We start from the raw sequence: 21,841 nt of genomic DNA, 5'->3' as shown, positions 1-21,841 counted from the left end.
TTTATGCGGGCCATGCACTCGCCTGCCCCTTAATTTGATTTACAAACCGGCACTGATCTCAAAGCGATAGCCGGTGCCCGGCGCTTCAATTTCTCCACTATCAATGTAGTCTGCATCCAGCGCATTGGTTGCCGCAACGGCCCAGCTCCAGCCACTATTCTGCTGCTTTAAGCCCAGGTCCCAAATGCGGTAGCCATTCTGGTCGTAGCGGTCTTCGAATTTATACAGCGAAGTTGCACTCAGCCCCGGCAGCAGCTCATAGGTCAGCGCCAGAACCACCTGGTGTTCAAGCTGGGATTTACTGTAGCGGGCCTTTTCATACTGATTGGTAAAGTCCTGAATCAGGCGGGTATAGCTCAGACTTGCCTTCTGCAGACCGCTTGCCGCCAGCAGGCCGGTGGCATCCAGCTCGACATCGTAACCTTTGGTGTCAATCGCATCGATATTACGTGCGGTGTAGTAATTAATGGCCGGATCGGCGACTTCGGCCGCGGTCTGGGTGTAATCAATAGCATCGCTGGTATTGCGTTTAAAAACCGCCAGCCGGGTTTGCAGGCCCGCCAGATTCAGGCGCGCACCCAGCTCGGCGCTACGGGTTTCTTCTGCTTTAAGGTCCGGATTACCCTTGTTGGTGCTTTGATTCAGATACAAATCATTCATGGTCGGCACACGCACGCTTTTGCCGGCGTTCAGATACAGTTGCTGGCCAGCCGCCAGCGGCAGGGTCAGGCCCAGCACCGGTAAGGTATAGCTGTCGCCGCCATCATAATCGAGATACGACAGGCTGCCCGCCAGCTGCACGGCGCCAAAGTCGTACTGACCAAACGCAAAGGCACTGCCGTATTCACGCTTATGGCGATCACCCAGCGTCGAGGTGCTGTCGATGTCTTCCTGATTAAACTCGTAGCCCAACGCCAGTGATTCATTCAGGCGAAAACGCAAACGGCTCTGCCAGGCGTTGGTCTGATGCACGGAAGGCGCATAGTTCAGATAGTAAAATTCATCGTCATGCTGGCGCCAGTTAACGGCAACATCGACACTGCGACCGGCGGAATAACGCTGCTCGTGGGTAAGGTAAGCGTGGCGCTGAATGGTGTTTTCGTTCGCGCGCTTGTCGGCTCCGGCATAAAAGCCCTGAGCACCAAAACCCCGATCCAGATAGCCCAGCCCAAACACCGTGGTGTGAGCATCATTCTGATGCACTAAACGGTAATTACCCTGCTGGCTGATGTAATCCAGATCAGCCCCCTTAATGTAGGTGTCCGACTCCTGCTGGCTGATCGCCGCAAAGTGGCTCCAGTTGCCCTGGGTTTTGGCCAGACTCAGTAAGCCACGGGCGTAATCTTTGCTGCCGGCTTCGGCTTTTAACAGCGCGCTGCGGCCATTGTCAGAATCCACCTGCTTGCGGGTTACCAGATTGATCACCCCGGCATTACCGTTCGGGCCATACTGTCCGGCGCCGGGACCACGGACGATCTCAATGCGTTCAATATCTTCCAGAGTAACCGGCAGATCGAAATTATGATGGCCGGTCTGTGGGTCATTCATGCGCACGCCATCGACCAGAATCAGCGTCTGCTCATAACCTGCTCCACGGATACCAAGATCGACCTGCGCACCACTGCCACGCTGGCGCACATCCAGACCACCCACCCACTCCAGCGCATCAGCCAGATTGGTCACCGGTAATAATTTCAGGTCGGCGCGTTCAATCACCTCAACCGCAAATGCCTGCTCGGCAATGTTCTGGCTGAATAACTGGCCGGTAACGCGCTGCGCATCCAGCTCGACGGTATCAGCTGCCTGAGACTGACTGGCAAGCATCTGAGCAATCAGTGCCGCCAGAATGGCCGGTTTAAAAGGTGTGCGGTTCATGATGACCTCATCGGTTGCGATGGCCGGGCTGGCCGGTAAAAACAATGGCGCTCAGTGTAGTGATTTTGGCTGATCACCCAACAGGAGTGACAAATCCGGGTTTTCATCTGCTTGTTTTTCAGCCAATCAACTTATACTGCCCTGCTCTGGCCGACCAACACTCGACCTGACCTGATGCTGGCAGACTGTTATTATGGCGGCTGTTTGTATTAGGGCCTGTCGACACTAATTGAATAGGTCCTGCTGAGAGCCAGTTTTTCTCAGAACAAGGAGAGAGGAGTGATATTAGCGGGCTAAATGAATGACGAACGACGATGTTCATGGGGAAAACTGGCCTCAGCCCGAAGGGTTATGGCTAAAAATTCCTCATCCTGCGTTGCTGTTCGTTCGCTTAACCCGTTAGGCCACACTCTCAGCGCCTTGTTTGAGATATTTTTAGCCAATAACAGGCCTGTTTAATTAGTGTCGACAGGCCCTAGCGTCAGGATCAGCCATGACCACCATCATCAGTTTCAATATTAACGGCGTACGCGCCCGGCCTCATCAACTGGAAGCCATTCGCGACCAGCTTAACCCGGACGTGCTTGGCTTGCAGGAAACCAAGGTACAGGACGCCGAATTTCCGCTGGCGGATATTCAGGCACTGGGATTTCATGTTGAGTTTTTTGGCCAGAAAGGTCATTACGGTGTAGCCCTGCTGAGTAAAACCGCCCCTGTATTTGTGCAGAAAGGCTGGCCCTGGGATGACGCCGAAGCGCAGAAACGCATTATTCATGCACGCTACGAAATTGACGGCAAAATCTGGAATGTGCTGAACGGTTATTTCCCACAAGGGGAAAGCCGCGACCACGAAACCAAATTCCCGGCAAAAGAAAAGTTTTACGCCGATCTGCAGCGTTATCTCGACGAGAACTTCACCCCGGCCGACCGGGTGATTGTGATGGGTGATATGAATATTTCACCGGAAGATACCGATATCGGTATTGGTGAGCCGAACCGTAAGCGCTGGCTGAAAACAGGCAAGTGCAGCTTCCTGCCGGAAGAGCGCGAATGGTATCAGCGCCTGCTCGGCTGGGGTTTGCAGGATACCTATCGCAAACATTATCCGGCCAGCAACGACACCTTCAGCTGGTTTGATTACCGCTCCAAAGGCTTTGATGACGAACCCAAACGTGGTCTGCGTATCGATCATATTCTGGCAACGCCTGCGGTATACGAAGAATGCACCGCAGCGGGTGTCAGCTACGATATTCGCGCACTGGAAAAACCCTCAGACCATGCCCCCATCTGGGCAACCTTTTCCTGAACGGGCTTTATCTCCGGCAATAAAAAGCGGCGCCTTATAAGCGCCGTTTTTTATTTGAATCCGCATGGCCAGATATCAGCCCGGATACTGCTCCAGCGTATCCAGATAATCCAGCCATACGCGGGCATTGGCGGCAACCGCGGCCAGCGTCAGCGCCTGCTGAAAATAACGCCGTGCTTTAGCAAAGTCTTTCAGTTCATAAGCGCAGCTGCCGGCCAGCATTAATGCCCGGGGTTTATCCCGCTCTGACAGGCCTTTTTTCAGCGCCGCCTCGCTGTCATTTAACGCTTCCTGATATTGTGCAGCCTGTTGCTGCATCTGTGCCGCACGGTACAGCAGACTACCATCGTCCATAAAGGCACTGGCTTCACGCATGGCGATTACGGCTTTATCGCGCTCGCGCCCCTGCTGCCAGGCCGCCGCCAGTAAGCGCCAGTTACGTTCATTTAATTCAACAGTTTCGTCTTTGATATGTGCCTGCAGAATACGTCCGGCGCGCTCAGGGATATTTTCACTGATCAATAATTGCACCAGCAGCAGAATGCTGTCGGCTTTTTTCAGATAGTGTCCTGCATATCCCAACTCCAGTGTCCGCAGGGCCAGCTTCGGCTTTTCCAGCAGCTGATAAATAGCCGCCTGCTGCTGCCAATAATCTTCTTTGGCAGGATTGATACGCAGCAGATCATCCAGCACCGCCGCGGTTTTCAGATAGGATTTTTGTTGATAATGCGCGGCCATCAGCATCTGCAGCCAGTTTTCTTTCGGCTTGTCGCCACGCGACTGTGTGCGCTCAATACCCTGCAACAACCAGGGAATGGAGGCAGCATAATTTTTTTCCAGCTGATACGCAGACGCCAGCGTGATAAAACTCAGCGGCTGAATCCAGTCGGCATTTTTTTCTTTGTCGCCTTTTCTCTTGCTGCTGTTTTTATCTTTTTCCAGCTGCAGGATCTTTGTCAGCCGTGGTTCCAGCTCAGCAATAGCCGCACTGGTATTTTCTGCCGCCAGATGCAGTTGCGCCAGCGTGGTTGACAGTGCTGATTCCTGCGCCGGAGCCAGTGCATTGAGACTCAGCGCTTTGCTGTACCAGGTCATGGCTTCAGTATTTTTTTCCTGCAGCAGGTACAACTGGCCGTGCAGCTGGTAAGTCAGGGCAAGACCAAAGCCCGGTATTAAATCATCTTCCAGTTCCAGCAAGGCCTCTTCGGCTTCGCTGTACTGCTGTGCCGCCAGTTGCTCCTGAATAGAATTCAGTTCTTCGTAGGTTGACTGTGACAGGCTGTTATTGGCTGCGAAAGACGCCGATGCCAACGTGCTCAGCAGCAGCGTAATAAAGAGACGCATCAGGAATCACCCAGCTTAAATTCAATGGTCTGGGTTGCCTGTTGCGCAACCGGCCGGCCATTTTCCATTTTCGGTTTGAATTTGTATTTATACAGTGCACGGATAGCTTCACGCTCAAACACGCCACGCGGCTCGGCCTCGAGAATTTCCACATCATCGACTGTGCCTTCGGGGTTGATCGCCAGTCGCGCCGTTACATAGCCTTCAATTTTCTGTCGCACTGCTTTTTGTGGATATACGGCATTCATCCGCACCAGCGGAATAACATCGGTATCGCCAAAGCCCATACCGACGACGGCGTCGCCCAACAACGAGTTCTGCGCCAGTGATAAATCCGGATTCACATCCGGCATATTAAACGGCAGCTGCTGCATCGGTGTGTTTTGCTCAGCCACCGATTCCTTTGGCAGTTGTGGTTTTTTCGGCTTGGGTGGCTCCTGCTTGCGCCGTTCTTTCAGCTGGGTTTTGCTTTCCTGCTTTAAACGCACAAAGTCGACATAGGTGTTGTCGCGATTATCGCGTTTAAGCTCCCCCGGACCAGACACCATCTGATGCATTGCCCAGAACAAGCCGAGACTTACCCCGCAAGCCAGTAATAAAGCAATCGCCAAACGGGGCATCAGTTAGCCGCCTCGGCGGAAATGGAAATATTGGTAATTCCGGCCAGGCGTACCTGATCCATCACCTTGACCAGAAGGCCGGTCGGTGAAAATTCGTCAGCCTGAATGATCACAGCCCCTTCCGGGTTTTCTGCTTTCATGCGCTCAATGTTCGGACGTACCGCGCGTACATCGATGGCGCGGCGGTCGATCCAGATCTCGCCATTGGCGCGGATCGCCAGCAGAATATTACTGCCCTTTTTCTCTTCCGCGGTCTGCGCGCTCGGACGGCTGACGGTTACGCCGCTTTCTTTAACGAAAGAGGTCGTAACAATAAAAAAGATCAGCATGATAAAGACGATATCCAGCATCGGGGTGATGTCGATATCGTTGCCATCGGCTTCACTATCGGTGTGACGACGTGCCATAACAAATAATCCGTAAATTCAGTCGGTCGTTAGCCATTCGGCGAGCTGATGCACGCCGCGCTCACTTAAACGTTTAAAGCGGGTGCGGAAATACAAACCGGTCAGTGCCACCACCAGTCCGGCCATGGTCGGAATGGTTGCCTGAGAAATGCCCGACGCCATCGCCCGTGCATTACCGGTACCGGTCACCGCCAGCACATCAAACACACTGACCATGCCAGTCACCGTTCCCAGTAAGCCCATCAGCGGACAGATGGCGATCAGAATGCCGACCAGTGACAAATATTGCTGCGCCGCCTGCTTTTGCTGACTGAGCCAGGCCGCGCGGATTTTGCGCGCATTCCAGCTCTGGTGTTCGCTGCGCTGTGCCCAGCGTTCGGCAATGGCGCGATTCAGGCGTGGCATCTCGCGGTAGAAAAACCACAGGCGCTCAATGATCAGACTCCAGAGCAGCACGCACAGCACCAGAATGCCGTACAGTACCGGGCCGCCCTGGGCCATAAAGTCCAACAGCCACTGCATCTCAGTTGCCTTTCGGGTTCTGGCCGGAGCGGTTTTCCAGCGCCTGGGCGATCAATCCGGCAGACTGTTCATCCAACAGCTGAATCAGCGCCTTGCTGCGTGATGCCACCCAGTTGTGTGCCAGCAGCAGCGGGATTGCGGCCAACAGACCCAGTACGGTGGTGATCAGTGCCTGAGAAATACCGGACGCCATCAGCTTCGGATCGCCGGTGCCGAAATTGGTGATTGCCTGAAAGGTCGCGATCATGCCGGTTACAGTACCCAGCAGACCCAGCAGTGGCGCAATGCCGGCAAAGAGTTTGATGATGGTCTGGCCGCGTTCCAGCGCCGGCAGTTCGCGCAGAACCGCCTCGTCCATTTTGGCTTCCAGTACATCCACATCCAGCGGTTGCGGCAGATTGCGGTAGCTGGCCAGTACACGTCCGAGTGGGTTGTCTTCTGCCGCGTTGTCGATGTTATCCAGTTGCTGACGAACCTTACGGCCAATCGTACCCAGCACCACTAAGCGCCAGCCCGCCAGTGCCAGACCAATCAGACCCAGACCGATGATGATGTAGCCAACCAGCGCGCCCTGCTGTACCCGTTCCAGCAGGTCCGGACTTTCCAGTGACAGGTTCAGCAAGGCGCCACGGCTTGGGTCCAGTGCAAAAGGTGCGACGGCAGCGCTTGAGCTCTGCCATTCAGGGATCATATCCGCCGCATCAGGCTGACGGCCCAGCATCTGCAGCTGCTTCAGTTCGGCGTCATAAGCCAGATAACCGCTGTTATCCACGGCGTTGAACACACCCAAACGGGTAACGCTGCGCTTCTGTGGCTTGCCATCGGCACCAATCACCACGCTATCAAAGGATGTCACGGCGCCATTGATGGTCATTTCCTGCTGCAGGCTGAACCACAACGCTTCCAGCTCGGCGATGGTCGGCAGCTCTTTGGCTTCCGCCAGCTTGTTCAGATCGGCTTTGCGCTGAGGAATCTCAACCGAGGTCAGGCTGTCGGCCAGCACGGTGTTCAGATCGTTAGCAACCTGACGCACCACGCCAAACATCTCGCCCAGATTCCCCACCCGCAAACGCAGTTCTTCTTCGCGTTCGGTCAGGGCCTGTTCGTTATTGTCGAAGCGATCTTTCAGCGAGTCGGCCAGTTGCTGTTCACGTTTCAGCGCGGCACGAGCCTCGCTCAGCATGCGTTTCTGGGTATTCAGGTCACTGAGGAATTTGGCCTCACGGGCCTTGTTCTGTGCCGCTTCTTCACGGCTGTAGCTGCCGATCTGATTCAGCAGACCGGTCAGTGGATCGCTGTTCTTAGCGGTTTGTTCAGCAGTATCCGCGGCGATTGCCGTAGCGCTGAAGGTGAAACTCAGAAGTGCTGGCAGTAATACGGAGGACAGGAAAGGTTTCATTATTGTGCCTCCGCCTGGTTATTGGTTGATGTTGTCGTAACCGATTCAAGAGAGGCCTGAGTCGGCAGAGGCAGAACCATCAGTTCCGGTGCGGCGATCTGCTGTGCCACTTTGAGTGCTTTGCGCAGGTCGCGCATATAGCCATCGTCCAGTGCCAGCCAGTTGCCCTGCCCTTTATGCCAGAGCCAGGCACGCTGGCCGTCATTGCTGATGCGGTACAGCGCCAAGCGCCCGACCCGCAGGAAGTCGTAAGAAATATTATCCATCTGGCCACGGTAGGCTTCGATATTACGGCCGTAATCCACTTCCACCTGATAGGCTTCCAGCACCCGGCGGAATTTTTCGGACACGGTAACGTCGGCACGGGTCAGCAGGTCTTTCAGCAGTGCGATACGGGCACCGCGTTCCTGTGGCAGAAAAGGTGTATCCAGTGCCACGAACTGCTCAAGCGAATCCAGCATGCGGCTCATCAGTGGCAGAATGCCCCGTTCGGTACGCTCAATTTCGGTAATCTGACGCGCGAGCGACTCCAGCTCTTTGTCCTGGTTATAAACGATGGCGGCCATCTGACGGTTATAGAGCGCGAGCTGTTCCGTTTCGGCACGCAACTGACGGTACTCGTTCAGCAGTTGCTGCGTTTGATCATCCAGCGTTTCGACCTTCTGCTGACTGTTGCGGCCACTGTTGTCGGTGGCACTGATCTGCTGCTGAGCGCTGGCCAGGGTATCTGGCTGGCTGTCGGCCCTGGTTCCGGTCTGAGTCACGGTTTGAGGGGCAGCATGAGCACTGAGCGTGCAGGCCAGCAAGCAGGTGGCGAGGATATACGGGGTTTTCATGACCGGTCGTGTCCCTGTCAATGTGAGGTAATATTTCAAGCGAGAAGTCTAACGGCTTTGTATTAACAAAAACTGAATGCGCCCGGATGGCAGCAAACCGGCGGCATTATGCCGCCGGATTAGCCCTCAATCAATAATCATTCGCAATTAAGCCAAGATTATTTGCAACCTTGTCAGTTCCGCGTGGCGCAATAACGGCCTTGCTGCCTGTCTGGTTGTGCAGATACTGCTCAGCAACGCGCTGCACATCTGACCAGCGGGTGGCCAGAATGCGTTCACGGAATTGCTGACGCAGTGCCCGCGAGCGGCCGCTCTTATCCTGATGGAAGCATTGCTTGGCCTCACCAGCTGGTGAGCCCGGACGATCCATACCACCAATCAGGCCCAGAACCGACTGCTCAATCAGGTCGTCACCACTGCTGCGCGCCAGCAGCCAGTCGATGGAGGCGGCGAAATCAGCAAAGGTGCCTTCCACCCGCGGATCACGGTAGGAATAAAACTTAAAGCAGCCCAGCGCTGAATCCTGTGTGGCACCGGCGCCGTAAGCACCGCCACGCTCGCGAATGGCAGTGTGCAGGAAGGCATTACGCAACAGGCCAGCCATAACCGCCAGTGGCGCGGCATCGGCGTGATCCATGGTCACCGTCGGCAGTGCCCAGGCACAGAAATTCACCTGCGAATCCACCATCCAATAGGTTGCGGTCTGTGGCATTTCCCAACTCAGTGCTGCTGCAGGTGCAGCAGCCTGTGGCGTCCAGCAGTTCTGCAAGCTGGCAAGATGCGCAGCCGCGCCCTGTTCGTCATGCACCAGCAGCGCCTCCTGCGGCAAAGCGATCTGCTGATAAATATCCTGCAGAGCGGCTGACAGGAAACCCGCGCCTTCTTTCTGCGCACGCTGCAGACGTTCTTTCAGGCGTTTTACCTGCGGCAGGCCGCCAAGGTCATTTGACACATTGGCAGCGCGATTCAGTGGTGCGGCTGCCAGCGACATGGCCAGGCCATGTCCGTTGCCGGTAATGCCCTGTTCGCGGCGTGATTTGGCCTGAGTCAGCAAATCGAGCAGACGGTTTTCTTCAGCAAAGGTCGGTGCCTGCCAGGTTTCCTGCATCAGCGCACTGAAATCATCAGCCTTGGCTGCCAGCGCCTTACCACTCATCACCAGATAGCCTTCCAGCTGATCGGTATTATCAACCTTGCCTTTCAGACTGGCATAGGCCGACAGGCTGCCAACCAGCGCGGTCTGTTTCTGTTGCTGGTAGAGGTAGTCATTGCCGCCGGCGCCTACTTCACTCCAGGCCTGGGTAAAGAACGGCAGCCAGCTCAGCTGTTCGGCATTAAACGCAGGCAGGTCTGCCAGCAACTGCTGGTAGATCAGACCGTTGGTGCCGGCAACGTATTCGGTGGCCGGCAGGCTATCCTGCCAGGTATTGCTCGGTGCCACATAGCTGACCTCAGGGCGCACATCGGCCAATGTCACCTGTGGCAGCAGGCCCGGATCATCCTCCTGCTGCTGGCGTTCTTTCAGTGCCTGAGCCTGATCGAGGATCGCCTGTTTCTGCTCAGCGCTCAGACCAGCTTTAATCTCTGCCAGACGCTGCTCTTCCAGACGTTTCATCTCGTCGTTTACGCCGTTATCCGGGCGCAGAGTAAAGCGCACACGGTGGCGATTATTGAGCAACAGACGCTGTACAGCCTCCTGCATAAAGCCTGGCTGACTGGCTTTGGCGCGCAGACGCTCAAGCGCCGGATCAAGGTTCAGCAGGGCTGCCGGATCGCCGTAATGGGTCGCCGCCGGTAACGAGTTAAAAATAAGCTGCAGACCATAAGGGTAATGGTCGCCACCGATTTCACGCTGATGCAGTTCCAGCTGATGCAGCGCGGCATCAATCATGCTCTGCTCCACGCCGTTGTCGGCGACGTTCTGCAGGGTGTCGAGCACCAGCTGCTCCAGAGCCTGGGCGTGTTCCGGCTCACTGCCTTCGATGCCGCACATAAAGCTCATTTCGCGGTTGGAATCTTCCAGCCCACACAGCGGTGATGGTGAGCCGCCCAGATCGGTTTCTTCCAGCGCGCGGCGCAGTGGTGAGGCGCTATTGTCGAGCAGCACCTGACTGACCAGATGCGCTTCCAGCTGGGCGTCCAGATCGGTTGACTCACCCAGCAGCCAGCCCAGCACATGATGGGTCTGGGCGCTCAGGTCGTCGCTGTCGATGCCGTAGCATTGCTCAACCGCCAGTGGCGCGGCGTAGCGTTTTTCCGGTTCGACACGCCATTGTTTGTTCTGACGCTCAAAGCGGCTCAGTGCCTGGCTTTCAAGGGTTTCGTGCAGCTCACTCACGTCCAGATTGCCAAAGGTCATAAAGATGGCATTTGATGGGTGATAATGGGTCTTGTAGAAGCTGACCAGTTGCTCATAGGTCAGGTCGGTGATTTCTGCCGGCTCACCTCCACTGTTGTAGTGATAGGTGGTGGTCGGGAACAGATAGCTGCTGATGCCCTGCCATAACTGGCTGACCGTGGACGACATCGCCCCTTTCATCTCGTTGAATACCACGCCTTTGTATTCCAGCGGCGAGTCGGCGTTGCCTTCTTCGCTGAACTCAATGCGGTGGCCTTCCTGAGCAAAATCCAGCTCGTGCAGACGCGAGAAAAACACCGCATCCAGATACACATCGAGCAGGTTTTTAAAGTCTTTGTCGTTTTGTGAGGCAAAAGGATACGCGGTCCAGTCACTGCTGGTCATGGCGTTCATAAAGGTATTCAGCGAGCGGCGCGTCATCATAAAGAACGGATCGCGCACCGGATATTTCTCGCTGCCGCACAGTGCGGTGTGCTCCAGAATGTGCGCTACGCCGGTGGAGTCGTGGGGCATGGTGCGCAGGGCGACCATAAAGGCTTTTTCATCGTAGTCGGTAGCCAGATGATAATGCACTGCGCCGGTGGCAATGTGCTCGTAATGAAGAATATCGATATTCAGCGATTCAACGCGGGTGCTGCCGAGGTGACGAAAAGCGTTTGATGATGACATACAGCTCTCTGTTATCCTGATGTGTAAACTCAGGTATGTTAACAGGTGTCTGACAGGCACAGAACCTCAGCCGTACAACCGCGTTGCACCAGCCTGTTCTCTCTGTGCACTAATACCTGATGCCCTATGTAATGAAACCGCGGGAGCCCTATGAATACCGAAGCGCGCTGGGACGATGAATTCCCGGTCAATAATGAGTGTCTGTATCTGAATCACGCCGCCGTTGCGCCCTGGCCAGAGCGCGCGCGCGTGGCGGTCAGCGAATTTGCCGCCGAAAACACCGCCCTCGGCGCCAGCCGCTATCCGCAATGGAGCGCGATGGAAGCAGGCCTGAAACGCAACCTGGAAGCCCTGATCGACGCCCCGAAAGGCTCAGTCGCTCTGGTAAAAAACACCTCGGAAGCGTTGTCCTTTGTGGCCGCCGGGCTCGACTGGCAGCCCGGTGATGTGGTGGTGATCAGCGATCAGGAATTTCCGTCCAACCGCATCGTCTGGGAAGCGCTGGCACATAAAGGCGTACAGGTTGTGGAAGTCGCCCTGCCCTGGGATGACCCGGAATCCCTGTTGCTGGAAGCCCTGGCGCAGAAGCCACGACTGTTGTCGATCAGCGCCATTCAGTACGCCACCGGCCTGACGCTGGATCTGGTCCGGCTGGGCGAAGCCTGTCGGGCGGCGGGCACTCTGTTCTGTGTTGATGCCATTCAGGCGGTGGGCGCCCTGCCGTTTTCGGTTCAGGCGATTCAGGCCGACTTTGCTATGGCCGACGGCCACAAGTGGCTGCTTGGCCCGGAAGGTCTGGGTTTTTTCTATGTACGGCCACAGATTATGGATCAGCTGAGTCTGACTGAATTCGGCTGGCATATGGTCGAGGATATGGGTAACTACGACCGTAAAGATTGGCAACCCGCCACCGATGCGCGGCGTTTTGAGTGCGGCAGCCCCAATATGCTGGCCGCTACTGCGCTGAAAGCCAGTACTGATCTGCTGTTGGAAGTGGGTATGGATCAGGTCGCGACCCGCGTGGTAACCAACGTGCTGTATCTGAAAGAATTGCTGGACGACAAAGGTGCCACCTTTATCAACCCACTGTTGCATAAGCGCCCGTCGGGTATTCTGACCTTCCACTTTATGGGGAAAGACAGCACACAGCTGTACAAGCTGCTGATGCAGGCCGGGGTAATCTGCGCCAACCGTGGTGGCGGTATCCGCTTCTCGCCGCATTTTCACACCACTCAGGAAGTGATGGAGGACGCCGCAGATGCCGTGGAGTGTTTGCTTGAAGCGCTCTGAACGCAGCTTGCGGGCATAAAAAAGAGCGCATCTGCGCTCTTTTTTCTTTCCGGTGTTCGCTACAGCATGACTGCCGCTTACATCGTATGGGTAATACGATCCGACTTCAGGGCACCGGCCAGATAGGTTTCGATCTTGTCGCGGGCCATGCTTTCGTCGCCGGTGAACTGCACGCCGATACCGGCTACTTTATTGCCCTGCGCACCCTTTGGCGTAACCCAGATAACCTTACCGGCCACCGGGATTTTTTCCGCCTCGTCCATCAGCTTCAGCAGCATGAAGACCTCATCGCCCAGCTGATACTGCTTATTGGTCGGAATAAACAAACCGCCTTCTTTGATAAACGGCATATAGGCGGCGTAAAGAACCGATTTATCTTTAATGGTCAGCGACAAAATGCCGCTGCGGGCACCTAAATTGGCGGTCATGCATGCTCCCCGCGATGACTGTCCTGAACGATCTGCTGCCAATCCAGCAACAGGGATTCAAGCAGCAACTGCTTATTATAGTTACCGCCACCGGACAGCAACTGCCCGAGTACGGCCTGAACTTTATGCTGCAAGGTTATCAGCTTTGCCGGATTCAGGGTAGCGCACGGCAACAACTGAAAAACCTGATCGGTAAACACCAGCTGCTCCGGACCGACACCCAGCTTCGCTTTAAGACAATCAGACAAAATTGAATAAAACCAGGAGGTTACATCCTGAAATTCAAGTTTATTCCAGCCTTCGGCTGCGGCCTGCAGCGGAATTTGCCCCTGACTCCACTGGCGCAGCAGCTCAAACCACTTCTGCTGCTGACTGCTTTGCTCACGCGTCAGCCAGTCCAGCGCTTTCAGCGGCGCCTGATGGTTCATGCGCAACGCCTGCTCTGCCACCTCGGCGCTGAAGCCTTGCTGTTGCAGCCAGCTCAGGGCTTCGGCCTGCCCCGGCGGACTGAGTTGCAGGCGCTGGCAGCGGCTGCGAATGGTCGGCAACACCGAGCCGAAACGCTCGGTTTCGAGCAGCAGAAAGCTCTCACCCGGCGGCTCTTCCAGAGTTTTCAGTAAGGCGTTGGCGGCATTGGTGTTCATCACTTCCACCGGACGCAGGCTGACCACCTGGCAGCGGCTGATCTGCGGCGTCTGGGCGAGAAAATCATTCACTTTACGGATCGCATCAATACGGATCTGGCGACTGCCATCTTCCGGCTGACACAACATAAAATCGGGATGCGTCCCTGCCGCCCAAAGCTGACAACTGTGGCACTGACCACAGGGTTCAGCCTCGTCACGCAAACACAGCAGCCATTGCGCCACATGCAGTGCCAGCTGATGCTTGCCAATACCCTCAAGGCCGGTCAGCAGCAGCGCGTGGGGCAACCCTCCGCTCTGCTGGCGGCGCACCAGTTCATGCCAAACGCTCTGATGCCAGGGTTGTACACTCATGAATCAGCTCCGGGTAACAGCGTTTGCAGAACCTGTTCGATCTGTTGCTGCACCTGTATCAGCGGCTGTGCGGCATCAATACGGCGGAAGCGTTCATGCTGAGAGGCCAGCCAGTCAAAGCCCTGCTGAACCCGCTCAAAGAAATCCAGCTGCTCCTGCTCAAAACGATCAACCGCTTCGCCGGCCTGATCGGCACGGCCACGGGCACGACCCATACCGACCGCTAATGGCGCTTCCAGCAGCAAGGTGCAATCCGGTTCCAGCCCCTGCTGCACCAGCGCTTTTAGCTGCTCAATCTGTGTTAGCGGCAGCTGGCGGCCAAAGCCCTGATAGGCGATGGTGGAGTCGGTGAAACGGTCACACAGTACCCAGGCGCCGCGCGCCAGTGCCGGCTGAATCAATGCCTGCAGGTGCTGGGCACGGGCAGCAAACACCAGCAGCAGTTCGGTCAGAGGCTGCATGGTTTCAGTGTGATGCGCTTTAAGAAGGCGCTCGCGGATGGTTTCGGCGATTTCAGTGCCACCCGGTTCGCGGGTCACAACCACTTCAATGTCCCGGGCGCGCAGCCACTCGGCACAGAAGGCGATATTGGTGGATTTACCCACACCTTCTCCGCCTTCAAAGGTAATAAACAAGCCTGCTTGCGGCTTTGTCATACGGGATGTTCCTGCTCAGGATTCTGGCGTGGCAGCTTCTGCCGGCGCCGATCGGTAATCTTTTTTACGGCGGAAAATCTGGTATTTCCGCACCGCTTTATTGTGCTCTTCCAGCGTTGCTGAAAACTGATGACTGCCATCGCCACGGGCAACAAAGTACAGCTCATCGCCATCAGCTGGATTCAGCGCCGCATCCAGTGCGGCACGCCCGGCCAGCGCAATCGGCGTTGGCGGCAGGCCTTTCTGGCGGTAGGTATTGTACGGATTTGTCCGGTCCTGCAGATGTTTTTTACGCAGATTGCCATCAAATTGTGGCCCCAGACCATAAATAACCGTCGGATCGGTCTCCAGACGCATATTTTGTTGCAGGCGGCGCACAAAAACGCCGGCAATGACCGGACGCTCAGCCACTACGCCGGTTTCTTTCTCCACGATCGACGCCATGATCAGCGCCTCATAAGGGCTTTTGTACGGCACGTCCGCCGCACGGGCTTCCCACGCTGCAGCCAGTTGCTCACGCATACGCTGGTAGGCCTGACGAATCACCGACGATACCCCTTCGCCGCTGTGATACACGTAGGTATCCGGATACAACCAGCCTTCCGGGTTGCCCTGCAGGCCAAGCATTTCACCAACCCGCTCCGGCGTCAGCGGGTTCAGATCCTGAGTCAGACGCGGCGCCTCAGCCAGCGCGGTCAGCGCTTCGCGCAACTGCAGCCCTTCAATCAGGCTGACGCGATAAGTCACCGGTGTGGCATTGGCGAGAAAGTTCAGTAACTCAGTACCACTGAGTGCTGCCGGCACATCGTACTCGCCAACACGCAATACCCGCTCCTGACCGGTCAGGCGCGCCTGAAGTCGCAGTAACAGCGCCGATGGCAACCAGCCATCGGCCTGCCAGCGCCGACTGAGGCTGCTGATGGTGTCACCACTGACCACTTCGATACGGACAGGTTGCTCGTTACTGGTTGGCAGCTGCCAGATGGCCAATACGGTGGCGCTCAGTAACAGGAAAACGAGGGAGGACAAAGCCAGCAGGCGTTTGCTCAGTGTCATGCGTAAAGATTCTCCAGATCCTTCTGCAGCGTTGCGATCTGATCCTGCGCTGCCGGGTGTTCAAATTGCCGCCCGTCTATGCGACTGGCCATAACAATCCCCTGCAGCGTATTGCAGAAGAAGACGGCATCAGCAGCCAGCAGACGTTCGCGCCCAAAAGGGGTAATGATGACATTCTGATGCGTCAACAGCCAGCGCCGTACAACGCCATTCACTCCGCTGCCGCTGAGGTCCGGGGTGACCAGCTGACCGTTTTCCAGCAGAAACAGGTTGCTCATACAGCCTTCAATCACCTGCCCCTGTGTGTCCAGCATCACCGCTTCCTGCCAGTCGGGCTCAAAGCGCTGGCGCGCCAATACCTGCTCCAAGCGGTTCAGGTGTTTAAAACCCGCCAGTGCCGGCTGAATCGCCAGCCGGATATCGCTGAATCCGGCCACCATGCCCTGCGGCAGACGAAGATGTCCCCAGTCAGGCGGCGTAAACGCCTGCCATTGCAGCAGCAGTTCCGGCTCAGCCGGCGGCGCATAACCACGCGGACCGGGGCCGCGACTGATCAGCAACTTACCGGCCAGCAGCGGGTTTTGCGGACACTGAGTCAGCGCCTGTTCGATACACTGAAAACTGTCGATCGGGAAGTTCAGTGCACATAAGCCCTGCAGCAGACGCTGCTTATGGTATGGCCATAAAGGAATGCTGCCATCGGGTGCAAAACGGATGGTTTCAAACAGACCATCGCCGTAGTGCAGCGCGCGGTCATTGGACGGCCAATGATTTTGAGCCTGCCACTGACCGCTACCCCAGACGTATGCAGTACTGACTTCAGACATCATAACGGCGGAACAGCAGGCTGCCGTTGGTACCACCAAAACCAAAGGAATTGGAAATGGCGGCGCGAATATCCAGCTTGCGCGCTTTGTGCGGCACGTAATCCAGATCGCATCCTTCGGCAGGATGATCAAGATTGATGGTTGGCGGCGCGATGCCGTCACGCACCGCAAGCACCGTAATCAGGGCTTCCAGAGCGCCGGCTGCCCCCAGCAAGTGGCCGGTCATGGACTTGGTTGAAGAGACAGCCAGGTGACTGACATGATCGCCAAACAAATCTTTAATCGCCTGAGTCTCGGCAATATCGCCAATCAGCGTCGAAGTACCGTGGGCGTTGATGTAATCAATATCCTGCGGCTGCAGACCGGCATCGTTAAGCGCATTGGCCATCGCCATGCGTGCGCCCTCGCCATTTTCCGGCGGACTGGTGATGTGATGGGCATCATCGCTCATACCAAGGCCGCTGAGTTCGGCATAGATAGTCGCCCCGCGGGCCTGAGCATGCTCAAGGGATTCCAGCACCAGCACGGCTGCGCCATCGCCCAGCACAAAACCATCACGGTCTTTATCCCAGGGGCGACTGGCTTTTTGCGGCTCGTCGTTGCGGGTACTCATGGCGCGGGCCGCAGCAAAACCGGCAACACCAAGAGGCGACGACGCCATCTCAGACCCACCGGCAACCATCACATCCGCATCGCCGTACGCGATGGTACGGGCGGCATAGCCGATATTGTGAGTACCAGTGGTGCAGGCAGTGGTAATAGCAAAGTTAGGGCCGCGGAATTTGTGGCGGATAGCAATATTGCCGGACGCCATATTAATCACAGCAGCAGGCACAAGAAACGGCGATACCCGGCGCGGGCCACTATTCTGCAACTGCTGATAATTCTGCTCAATGGTGCCTATGCCACCAATACCGGAGCCAACAGCCACACCGACACGGTCACGGTTTAACGATTCGGGGAAGGCGGCATCAGTGATGGCCTGCTCTGCGGCCACCATGGCGTACTGCAGAAAGAGATCCATTTTGCGCGCGTCTTTTTCACTCATCACACTGGTGACGTCGAACTGTTTAACGGCGCCGCCAATCTTTGTGGCGTAGCCTTCCGTATCAAAGTGTTCAATGCAGGTGATACCACTTTCTCCGGCGCAGAGTGCGCGCCAGGTATCTGCCACATTCAGAGCAAGCGGGTTAACACTGCCCAGTCCCGTAATTACCACTCGTCGCTTTGTCATATTCCGTTTTTCATCCCAGTAGTCGCAAACACGGCCGCCAAAAGGTCACATAACAGGCATAAAAAAAGCCGCGTCAGAAGAGGCGGCTTTCGGGCTCGCTGACCTTACAGGTTGGCGATGATGTAGTCGATCGCTTCCTGAACGGTCGTCAGCTTCTCAGCATCTTCATCAGGAATTTCAGTTTCGAATTCTTCTTCCAGAGCCATAACCAGCTCTACAGTATCCAGAGAATCCGCGCCCAGATCGTCAACAAAAGAGGATGAAGCCTTAACATCTTCTTCTTTAACACCCAGCTGTTCACATACGATTTTCTTTACGCGTTCTTCAATGTTGCTCATGGTTTTTTCCTACTGTTTCAAGTTTCCTGGTGGTCTTAATGACCTCAGCCCATATTCATGCCGCCATTCACATGAATGGTCTGACCTGTAATGTATTTCGCGTCGTTTCCGGCCAGAAAAGCAACCGCACCTGCGATTTCTTCTACCTGCCCGAAGCGCTTGCCTGGAATGGTGGCTAGGATCGCCTCTTTTTGCGTTTCAGGCAAGATTTCCGTCATATCTGTTTGAATAAATCCCGGCGCGACACAATTCACCGTGATGTTCCGGCTGGCAATTTCCTGCGCCAGAGAGCGGCTGAAACCTTCCAGGCCCGCCTTGGCAGCAGCGTAGTTTGCCTGCCCGCCATTACCGGTTGTGCCGATAATGGAACTGATATTAATAATGGCGCCGGCCTTCTGCTTCAGCATCGGCTTAACCATGGATTTGCATACGCGGAATACGCCGGTGAGGTTGGTGTTAATCACCTCGCCCCACTCGTCATCCGACATGCGCAAAAACAGGTTGTCACGCGTAATCCCGGCATTATTCACAACAACCCGTGGTGTGCCGTAATTCTGTAAAAACTCTTTCAGGGCGCTGTCTGTTTGCGCCGCATCGGCAATATTCAGCACCAGCGCATCGTTGTCGCCGTCGATCTGCTTAAGCGCTTCGCGCACAGAAGCTGCACCGGATTCGCTGGTTGCGGTACCAATAACACGATAGCCGTCACGTGCCAGACGTTCGGCAATCGCACGGCCAATACCGCGGGAAGCACCGGTTACCAGGGCGAGTAATTTTTCACTCATATTCAGGATCCTTGAATAAAGGCAATGGTTGCCTGTAAAGACGCAGCATCACCCGTATTATGGGTTGCCAGCGTTTTATCGATGCGTTTATTCAGGCCACTGAGCACTTTGCCCGGGCCGAATTCAATCGCATTATCGGCGCGTCCGCGGCAGGCTTGCACGGCACCGGTCCAGTTGACCGGGCTATACAGCTGCGCCAGCAGACGCGATGGAATTTCTGCCAGAGTTGCCACCGCATTATCAACGTTGTGATACACCGGGAATGCCGGTGCGCGGAAGGAAACCGCATTCAGTGCTTCGCCAAATTCTTCGGCTGCGGCTTTCATCAGGCTGGAATGAAACGGACCGCTGACCGCCAATGGCAGTGCACGCTTGGCGCCTGCAGCCTTGGCCAGCTCAATGGCTTTTTCCACACCGCTCATGGCACCGGCAATAACGATCTGGCCGGGTGCATTAAAATTCGCCGGCTCAACCACACCGGCAGCAGAAGCCTCTGCACACACGGCGCGGATCTGATCTTCTTCCAGGCCCAGCACGGCGGCCATGCCACCCTGACCCGCCGGTACCGCAGCTTCCATCAGCTCACCACGTTTTTTTACCAGACGCACGGCGTCGGCAAAATCGATCGCATCGGCTGCGACCAGTGCGGAATATTCACCCAGAGAGTGTCCTGCTCCGGCAATAACGTTCAGCGCCGGACAGGCTTCCTGCAGCACACGCCATAAAGCAACGCTGGCCGTCAGTAATGCTGGCTGAGTGTTATAGGTCTGATTCAGTGTTTCTGCCGGGCCGTCCTGACACATAGCCCAGAGATCAAGATTGATGGATTCAGACGCTTGTGCAAAGGTGCTCTGAATCTGAGGATATTCGGCCGCCAGATCCGCCAGCATACCAACCTGCTGCGCGCCCTGACCGGGGAAGAATGCAATTACATCGGTCATCACTTGCCCTGTATTCACGGTAAAAATCACTGTTGTACGAATTCTGAATAACGTTTCTGAATACGCGCTATCAATTGCGTTCCAACATCAGTGCCGAAAGCCGGACACATAATATGGAGAGCAATTGTTACAATAAATAGTCAACAATGCACAATATTATTGAATCAGATTCACCGCTCAGTGATTTTGCAGACGATTAAGCTCAGCCAGCAGTTGCGGCTTATCAAAACGCTCAACTTTCTGCAGCAGGTATTCGAGCGCATAACGATAAGCACGCTCGTCCGACTTGCCGTGGGTTTTGACCACCACGCCATCCAGACCCAGCAGCAAAGCACCACCATGACGGGCCGGTGAGATGCGCCGCTCAATACGACCGATGGCCGGCGCCCAGAGGAATGACAGCCAGCGCAAAAACCAGGTATTGCGGAATTCGCTCTGCAGCTGCTCACTGAGCCATTCCGACAAGCCTTCGCTGGCCTTCAGGGCGATATTGCCGGCAAAACCATCGGTTACCAGTACATCCAGCTCGCCGCGGTACAGGTCATCACCTTCGTAAAAGCCGACATAGTAGTCCGGCATAATACGCTGCAGCTGTTCGGCCGCATGACGCACATTATCCGTCCCCTTGGTTGATTCGCGACCGACATTCAGCAGACCAAGGCGTGGCGCCGTGGCGCACTGAGTGCAACTCCAGGCGGCACCGATACAGGCAAACTGCACCAGCTGATCAGCGCTGACACCTAAATTGGCACCCAGATCGAGCATCAGCAGTGGTTTTTTGCGCGTGGGCAACTGGGTTGCCAGCGCCGGACGGTCAAGACCGGGCAGCATTCCCAGCAGGTGACGGGCAAGCACCATCAGTGCCCCGGTATTGCCAACAGAAAGCACACCCTGTGCGCGCCCCTGCTGATATTCATGCAGCACGGCAGCCATGGTGGATTTCAACCCCTGACGCAGCATTTGCGCGGGCTTGTCCTGCATGGATATCTGGGTTTCACAAAGGAGAATGCGCACCCGCGATTTACGGGAAGCAAAGAACGACTCCGCTTCATCAGCGAAGTCCTGAGTCACCGCCACAATCAGATGAACATCCGGGCGCGACTTAAGGAATTTCTTACAGGCCTGAAACGCAACGCGGGGACCTAAGTCCCCGCCCATTACATCTACCGCAACGGTAAACATATTAGTTGTTGCCAGTCTCCACGACTTTTTTGCCACGGTAGAAACCGTCAGCGCTTACGTGGTGACGACGGTGAGTTTCACCAGAAGTCGGATCGGTAGACAGTGCCATTGCTGCAGTGTCCAGTGCATCGTGTGAACGACGCATGCCACGCTTGGAACGAGTTACTTTGTTTTGCTGAACCGCCATTTTAGGCTCCTAACTATTCGCTATTTCTGTTTGAGCTTAGCTAAAACGTCAAACGGGTTGGGTCGTTTGTCGTCTGAATCTGTTGTTTCCGGCTTCGACTCAGGTTGCTTAAACTGACAATCGCCTTCCGGGTGTGTTGGAAACATGGGCAGTGCCAGCAGCACTTCGTCTTCCATCACTGACCACAGATCCAGCTGACCATTTTCGTCAACTTCGACCGGCTCAAACCGTTTCGGTAATTGCTTGGCCTGATCATCGTCAAATACAAGTCCCAGCTGAAAGCTGCTTTCCACAGGAATGGTGACATTCCCGAGACAGCGCTGACAGATCATGACAACACTTGTATTACAGCTACCCTGCAGTAACCGGTGCTTTTCCTGATCACGTTCGAAACGAATTTCGCAGTGAACCGGAGCGACGCAGTCTTCGACTGCTTCGTTAAGCCTGGTTAGCTGTTTGCTGTCAATATCGGCACTGAATTGCTGTCCAACAGTAACCAGTTTTACCGCATCAACACGCTTGGGAAGCTGAGCCTCTGCCATAGTGCGCGACATCATAGGTACGCAAAGCCCCTCTGTCAAA

At 55.7% G+C, this 21,841-nt stretch carries 22 protein-coding genes; 2 read left to right on the top strand and 20 right to left on the bottom strand.

Annotated features, from left to right (window positions below; all coding sequences use genetic code 11):
- Positions 1–39: 39 nt before the first annotated feature.
- Positions 40–1,875, bottom strand: a complete 1,836-nt coding sequence (locus tag HUF19_RS08645; RefSeq protein WP_260999404.1) for a TonB-dependent receptor plug domain-containing protein — start codon at positions 1,873–1,875, stop codon at positions 40–42.
- A 493-nt stretch (positions 1,876–2,368) separates the two neighbouring features.
- Between HUF19_RS08645 and xthA the strand changes: the two genes are divergently transcribed.
- A complete protein-coding gene (xthA, locus tag HUF19_RS08640; protein WP_260999403.1) occupies positions 2,369–3,181 on the top strand; it encodes an exodeoxyribonuclease III in 813 nt (270 codons plus the stop codon).
- A gap of 75 nt (positions 3,182–3,256) precedes the next feature.
- Here xthA and HUF19_RS08635 read toward each other — a convergent pair whose 3' ends face one another.
- The 7 genes from HUF19_RS08635 to HUF19_RS08605 all read right to left on the bottom strand — a co-directional run bounded on the left by HUF19_RS08635 (position 3,257) and on the right by HUF19_RS08605 (position 11,337).
- The gene (locus tag HUF19_RS08635; protein ID WP_260999402.1) at positions 3,257–4,525 is read right to left on the bottom strand and encodes a tetratricopeptide repeat protein; all 1,269 of its coding nucleotides are present in this window, start codon (positions 4,523–4,525) and stop codon (positions 3,257–3,259) included.
- Complete coding sequence (locus HUF19_RS08630) at positions 4,525–5,145, bottom strand: energy transducer TonB (RefSeq protein ID WP_145468763.1); 621 nt, start codon at positions 5,143–5,145, stop codon at positions 4,525–4,527. Before HUF19_RS08630 ends, HUF19_RS08635 begins: the two co-directional genes overlap by 1 nt.
- Positions 5,145–5,552, bottom strand: a complete 408-nt coding sequence (locus HUF19_RS08625; protein ID WP_145468764.1) for an ExbD/TolR family protein — start codon at positions 5,550–5,552, stop codon at positions 5,145–5,147. The genes HUF19_RS08630 and HUF19_RS08625 overlap by 1 nt, the downstream gene beginning before the upstream one ends.
- 18 nt (positions 5,553–5,570) lie before the next feature.
- Positions 5,571–6,074 (bottom strand): MotA/TolQ/ExbB proton channel family protein, encoded by a 504-nt coding sequence (locus HUF19_RS08620; RefSeq protein ID WP_145468765.1) that lies wholly within the window; start codon positions 6,072–6,074, stop codon positions 5,571–5,573.
- 1 nt (position 6,075) lies between these two features.
- Positions 6,076–7,473, bottom strand: a complete 1,398-nt coding sequence (locus HUF19_RS08615; RefSeq protein ID WP_260999401.1) for a MotA/TolQ/ExbB proton channel family protein — start codon at positions 7,471–7,473, stop codon at positions 6,076–6,078.
- Complete coding sequence (locus HUF19_RS08610; RefSeq protein WP_260999400.1) at positions 7,473–8,309, bottom strand: DUF3450 domain-containing protein; 837 nt, start codon at positions 8,307–8,309, stop codon at positions 7,473–7,475. Before HUF19_RS08610 ends, HUF19_RS08615 begins: the two co-directional genes overlap by 1 nt.
- Before the next feature lie 130 nt (positions 8,310–8,439).
- Positions 8,440–11,337, bottom strand: coding sequence for an insulinase family protein (locus HUF19_RS08605; RefSeq protein ID WP_260999399.1), 2,898 nt, complete (start codon positions 11,335–11,337; stop codon positions 8,440–8,442).
- A gap of 150 nt (positions 11,338–11,487) precedes the next feature.
- Here HUF19_RS08605 and HUF19_RS08600 point away from each other — a divergent pair, with 150 nt between their 5' ends.
- Positions 11,488–12,627 carry an aminotransferase class V-fold PLP-dependent enzyme gene (locus tag HUF19_RS08600; protein ID WP_260999398.1) on the top strand — a complete coding sequence of 380 codons (1,140 nt, stop codon included), beginning with the start codon at positions 11,488–11,490 and terminating at the stop codon, positions 12,625–12,627.
- 77 nt (positions 12,628–12,704) lie between these two features.
- On the opposite strand, the gene HUF19_RS08595 is transcribed toward HUF19_RS08600, so the two are convergent.
- The 12 genes from HUF19_RS08595 to HUF19_RS08540 form a co-directional block, all read right to left on the bottom strand.
- On the bottom strand, positions 12,705–13,055 hold the full coding sequence (locus HUF19_RS08595) for a PilZ domain-containing protein (RefSeq protein WP_225692736.1): 351 nt from the start codon (positions 13,053–13,055) through the stop codon (positions 12,705–12,707).
- A complete protein-coding gene (locus tag HUF19_RS08590; protein WP_260999397.1) occupies positions 13,052–14,053 on the bottom strand; it encodes a DNA polymerase III subunit delta' in 1,002 nt (333 codons plus the stop codon). The genes HUF19_RS08595 and HUF19_RS08590 overlap by 4 nt, the downstream gene beginning before the upstream one ends.
- The gene (gene tmk / locus HUF19_RS08585; RefSeq protein ID WP_260999396.1) at positions 14,050–14,709 is read right to left on the bottom strand and encodes a dTMP kinase; all 660 of its coding nucleotides are present in this window, start codon (positions 14,707–14,709) and stop codon (positions 14,050–14,052) included. The genes HUF19_RS08590 and tmk overlap by 4 nt, the downstream gene beginning before the upstream one ends.
- Before the next feature lie 15 nt (positions 14,710–14,724).
- Entirely contained in the window at positions 14,725–15,765 is a 1,041-nt protein-coding gene (mltG, locus tag HUF19_RS08580) for an endolytic transglycosylase MltG (protein WP_260999395.1), read from the bottom strand.
- Positions 15,762–16,595, bottom strand: coding sequence for an aminodeoxychorismate lyase (pabC, locus tag HUF19_RS08575; RefSeq protein ID WP_260999394.1), 834 nt, complete (start codon positions 16,593–16,595; stop codon positions 15,762–15,764). Before pabC ends, mltG begins: the two co-directional genes overlap by 4 nt.
- A complete protein-coding gene (gene fabF / locus HUF19_RS08570; RefSeq protein WP_260999393.1) occupies positions 16,585–17,826 on the bottom strand; it encodes a beta-ketoacyl-ACP synthase II in 1,242 nt (413 codons plus the stop codon). The genes pabC and fabF overlap by 11 nt, the downstream gene beginning before the upstream one ends.
- A gap of 104 nt (positions 17,827–17,930) precedes the next feature.
- Positions 17,931–18,164: an acyl carrier protein gene (gene acpP / locus HUF19_RS08565; protein WP_145468776.1), complete on the bottom strand. Its 234-nt coding sequence runs from the start codon at positions 18,162–18,164 to the stop codon at positions 17,931–17,933.
- 44 nt (positions 18,165–18,208) lie between these two features.
- Positions 18,209–18,949: a 3-oxoacyl-ACP reductase FabG gene (gene fabG / locus HUF19_RS08560; RefSeq protein WP_260999392.1), complete on the bottom strand. Its 741-nt coding sequence runs from the start codon at positions 18,947–18,949 to the stop codon at positions 18,209–18,211.
- 2 nt (positions 18,950–18,951) lie between these two features.
- Positions 18,952–19,890 (bottom strand): ACP S-malonyltransferase, encoded by a 939-nt coding sequence (gene fabD / locus HUF19_RS08555; RefSeq protein WP_260999391.1) that lies wholly within the window; start codon positions 19,888–19,890, stop codon positions 18,952–18,954.
- A gap of 177 nt (positions 19,891–20,067) precedes the next feature.
- Positions 20,068–21,048, bottom strand: coding sequence for a phosphate acyltransferase (locus tag HUF19_RS08550; protein WP_260999390.1), 981 nt, complete (start codon positions 21,046–21,048; stop codon positions 20,068–20,070).
- 25 nt (positions 21,049–21,073) lie between these two features.
- Entirely contained in the window at positions 21,074–21,259 is a 186-nt protein-coding gene (gene rpmF / locus HUF19_RS08545) for a 50S ribosomal protein L32 (RefSeq protein WP_145468780.1), read from the bottom strand.
- 20 nt (positions 21,260–21,279) lie between these two features.
- Entirely contained in the window at positions 21,280–21,816 is a 537-nt protein-coding gene (locus HUF19_RS08540; RefSeq protein WP_145468781.1) for a YceD family protein, read from the bottom strand.
- Positions 21,817–21,841 lie beyond the last annotated feature (25 nt).

The organism is Thalassolituus hydrocarboniclasticus (assembly GCF_025345565.1).
In the GTDB taxonomy this organism is placed as follows: domain Bacteria; phylum Pseudomonadota; class Gammaproteobacteria; order Pseudomonadales; family Oceanobacteraceae; genus Venatoribacter; species Venatoribacter hydrocarboniclasticus.
Note: the sequence above shows the minus strand (reverse complement) of the source record. Positions and strands in the feature narration are given on the sequence as shown.

What these genes read in the sequence shown, in the direction of transcription:
- HUF19_RS08645 (WP_260999404.1), bottom strand. Translation starts at nt 1,875, where the DNA reads ATGAACCGCACACCTTTTAAACCGGCCATTCTGGCGGCACTGATTGCT.
- xthA (WP_260999403.1), top strand. Translation starts at nt 2,369, where the DNA reads ATGACCACCATCATCAGTTTCAATATTAACGGCGTACGCGCCCGGCCT.
- HUF19_RS08635 (WP_260999402.1), bottom strand. Translation starts at nt 4,525, where the DNA reads ATGCGTCTCTTTATTACGCTGCTGCTGAGCACGTTGGCATCGGCGTCT.
- HUF19_RS08630 (WP_145468763.1), bottom strand. Translation starts at nt 5,145, where the DNA reads ATGCCCCGTTTGGCGATTGCTTTATTACTGGCTTGCGGGGTAAGTCTC.
- HUF19_RS08625 (WP_145468764.1), bottom strand. Translation starts at nt 5,552, where the DNA reads ATGGCACGTCGTCACACCGATAGTGAAGCCGATGGCAACGATATCGAC.
- HUF19_RS08620 (WP_145468765.1), bottom strand. Translation starts at nt 6,074, where the DNA reads ATGCAGTGGCTGTTGGACTTTATGGCCCAGGGCGGCCCGGTACTGTAC.
- HUF19_RS08615 (WP_260999401.1), bottom strand. Translation starts at nt 7,473, where the DNA reads ATGAAACCTTTCCTGTCCTCCGTATTACTGCCAGCACTTCTGAGTTTC.
- HUF19_RS08610 (WP_260999400.1), bottom strand. Translation starts at nt 8,309, where the DNA reads ATGAAAACCCCGTATATCCTCGCCACCTGCTTGCTGGCCTGCACGCTC.
- HUF19_RS08605 (WP_260999399.1), bottom strand. Translation starts at nt 11,337, where the DNA reads ATGTCATCATCAAACGCTTTTCGTCACCTCGGCAGCACCCGCGTTGAA.
- HUF19_RS08600 (WP_260999398.1), top strand. Translation starts at nt 11,488, where the DNA reads ATGAATACCGAAGCGCGCTGGGACGATGAATTCCCGGTCAATAATGAG.
- HUF19_RS08595 (WP_225692736.1), bottom strand. Translation starts at nt 13,055, where the DNA reads ATGACCGCCAATTTAGGTGCCCGCAGCGGCATTTTGTCGCTGACCATT.
- HUF19_RS08590 (WP_260999397.1), bottom strand. Translation starts at nt 14,053, where the DNA reads ATGAGTGTACAACCCTGGCATCAGAGCGTTTGGCATGAACTGGTGCGC.
- tmk (WP_260999396.1), bottom strand. Translation starts at nt 14,709, where the DNA reads ATGACAAAGCCGCAAGCAGGCTTGTTTATTACCTTTGAAGGCGGAGAA.
- mltG (WP_260999395.1), bottom strand. Translation starts at nt 15,765, where the DNA reads ATGACACTGAGCAAACGCCTGCTGGCTTTGTCCTCCCTCGTTTTCCTG.
- pabC (WP_260999394.1), bottom strand. Translation starts at nt 16,595, where the DNA reads ATGATGTCTGAAGTCAGTACTGCATACGTCTGGGGTAGCGGTCAGTGG.
- fabF (WP_260999393.1), bottom strand. Translation starts at nt 17,826, where the DNA reads ATGACAAAGCGACGAGTGGTAATTACGGGACTGGGCAGTGTTAACCCG.
- acpP (WP_145468776.1), bottom strand. Translation starts at nt 18,164, where the DNA reads ATGAGCAACATTGAAGAACGCGTAAAGAAAATCGTATGTGAACAGCTG.
- fabG (WP_260999392.1), bottom strand. Translation starts at nt 18,949, where the DNA reads ATGAGTGAAAAATTACTCGCCCTGGTAACCGGTGCTTCCCGCGGTATT.
- fabD (WP_260999391.1), bottom strand. Translation starts at nt 19,890, where the DNA reads ATGACCGATGTAATTGCATTCTTCCCCGGTCAGGGCGCGCAGCAGGTT.
- HUF19_RS08550 (WP_260999390.1), bottom strand. Translation starts at nt 21,048, where the DNA reads ATGGGCGGGGACTTAGGTCCCCGCGTTGCGTTTCAGGCCTGTAAGAAA.
- rpmF (WP_145468780.1), bottom strand. Translation starts at nt 21,259, where the DNA reads ATGGCGGTTCAGCAAAACAAAGTAACTCGTTCCAAGCGTGGCATGCGT.
- HUF19_RS08540 (WP_145468781.1), bottom strand. Translation starts at nt 21,816, where the DNA reads ATGATGTCGCGCACTATGGCAGAGGCTCAGCTTCCCAAGCGTGTTGAT.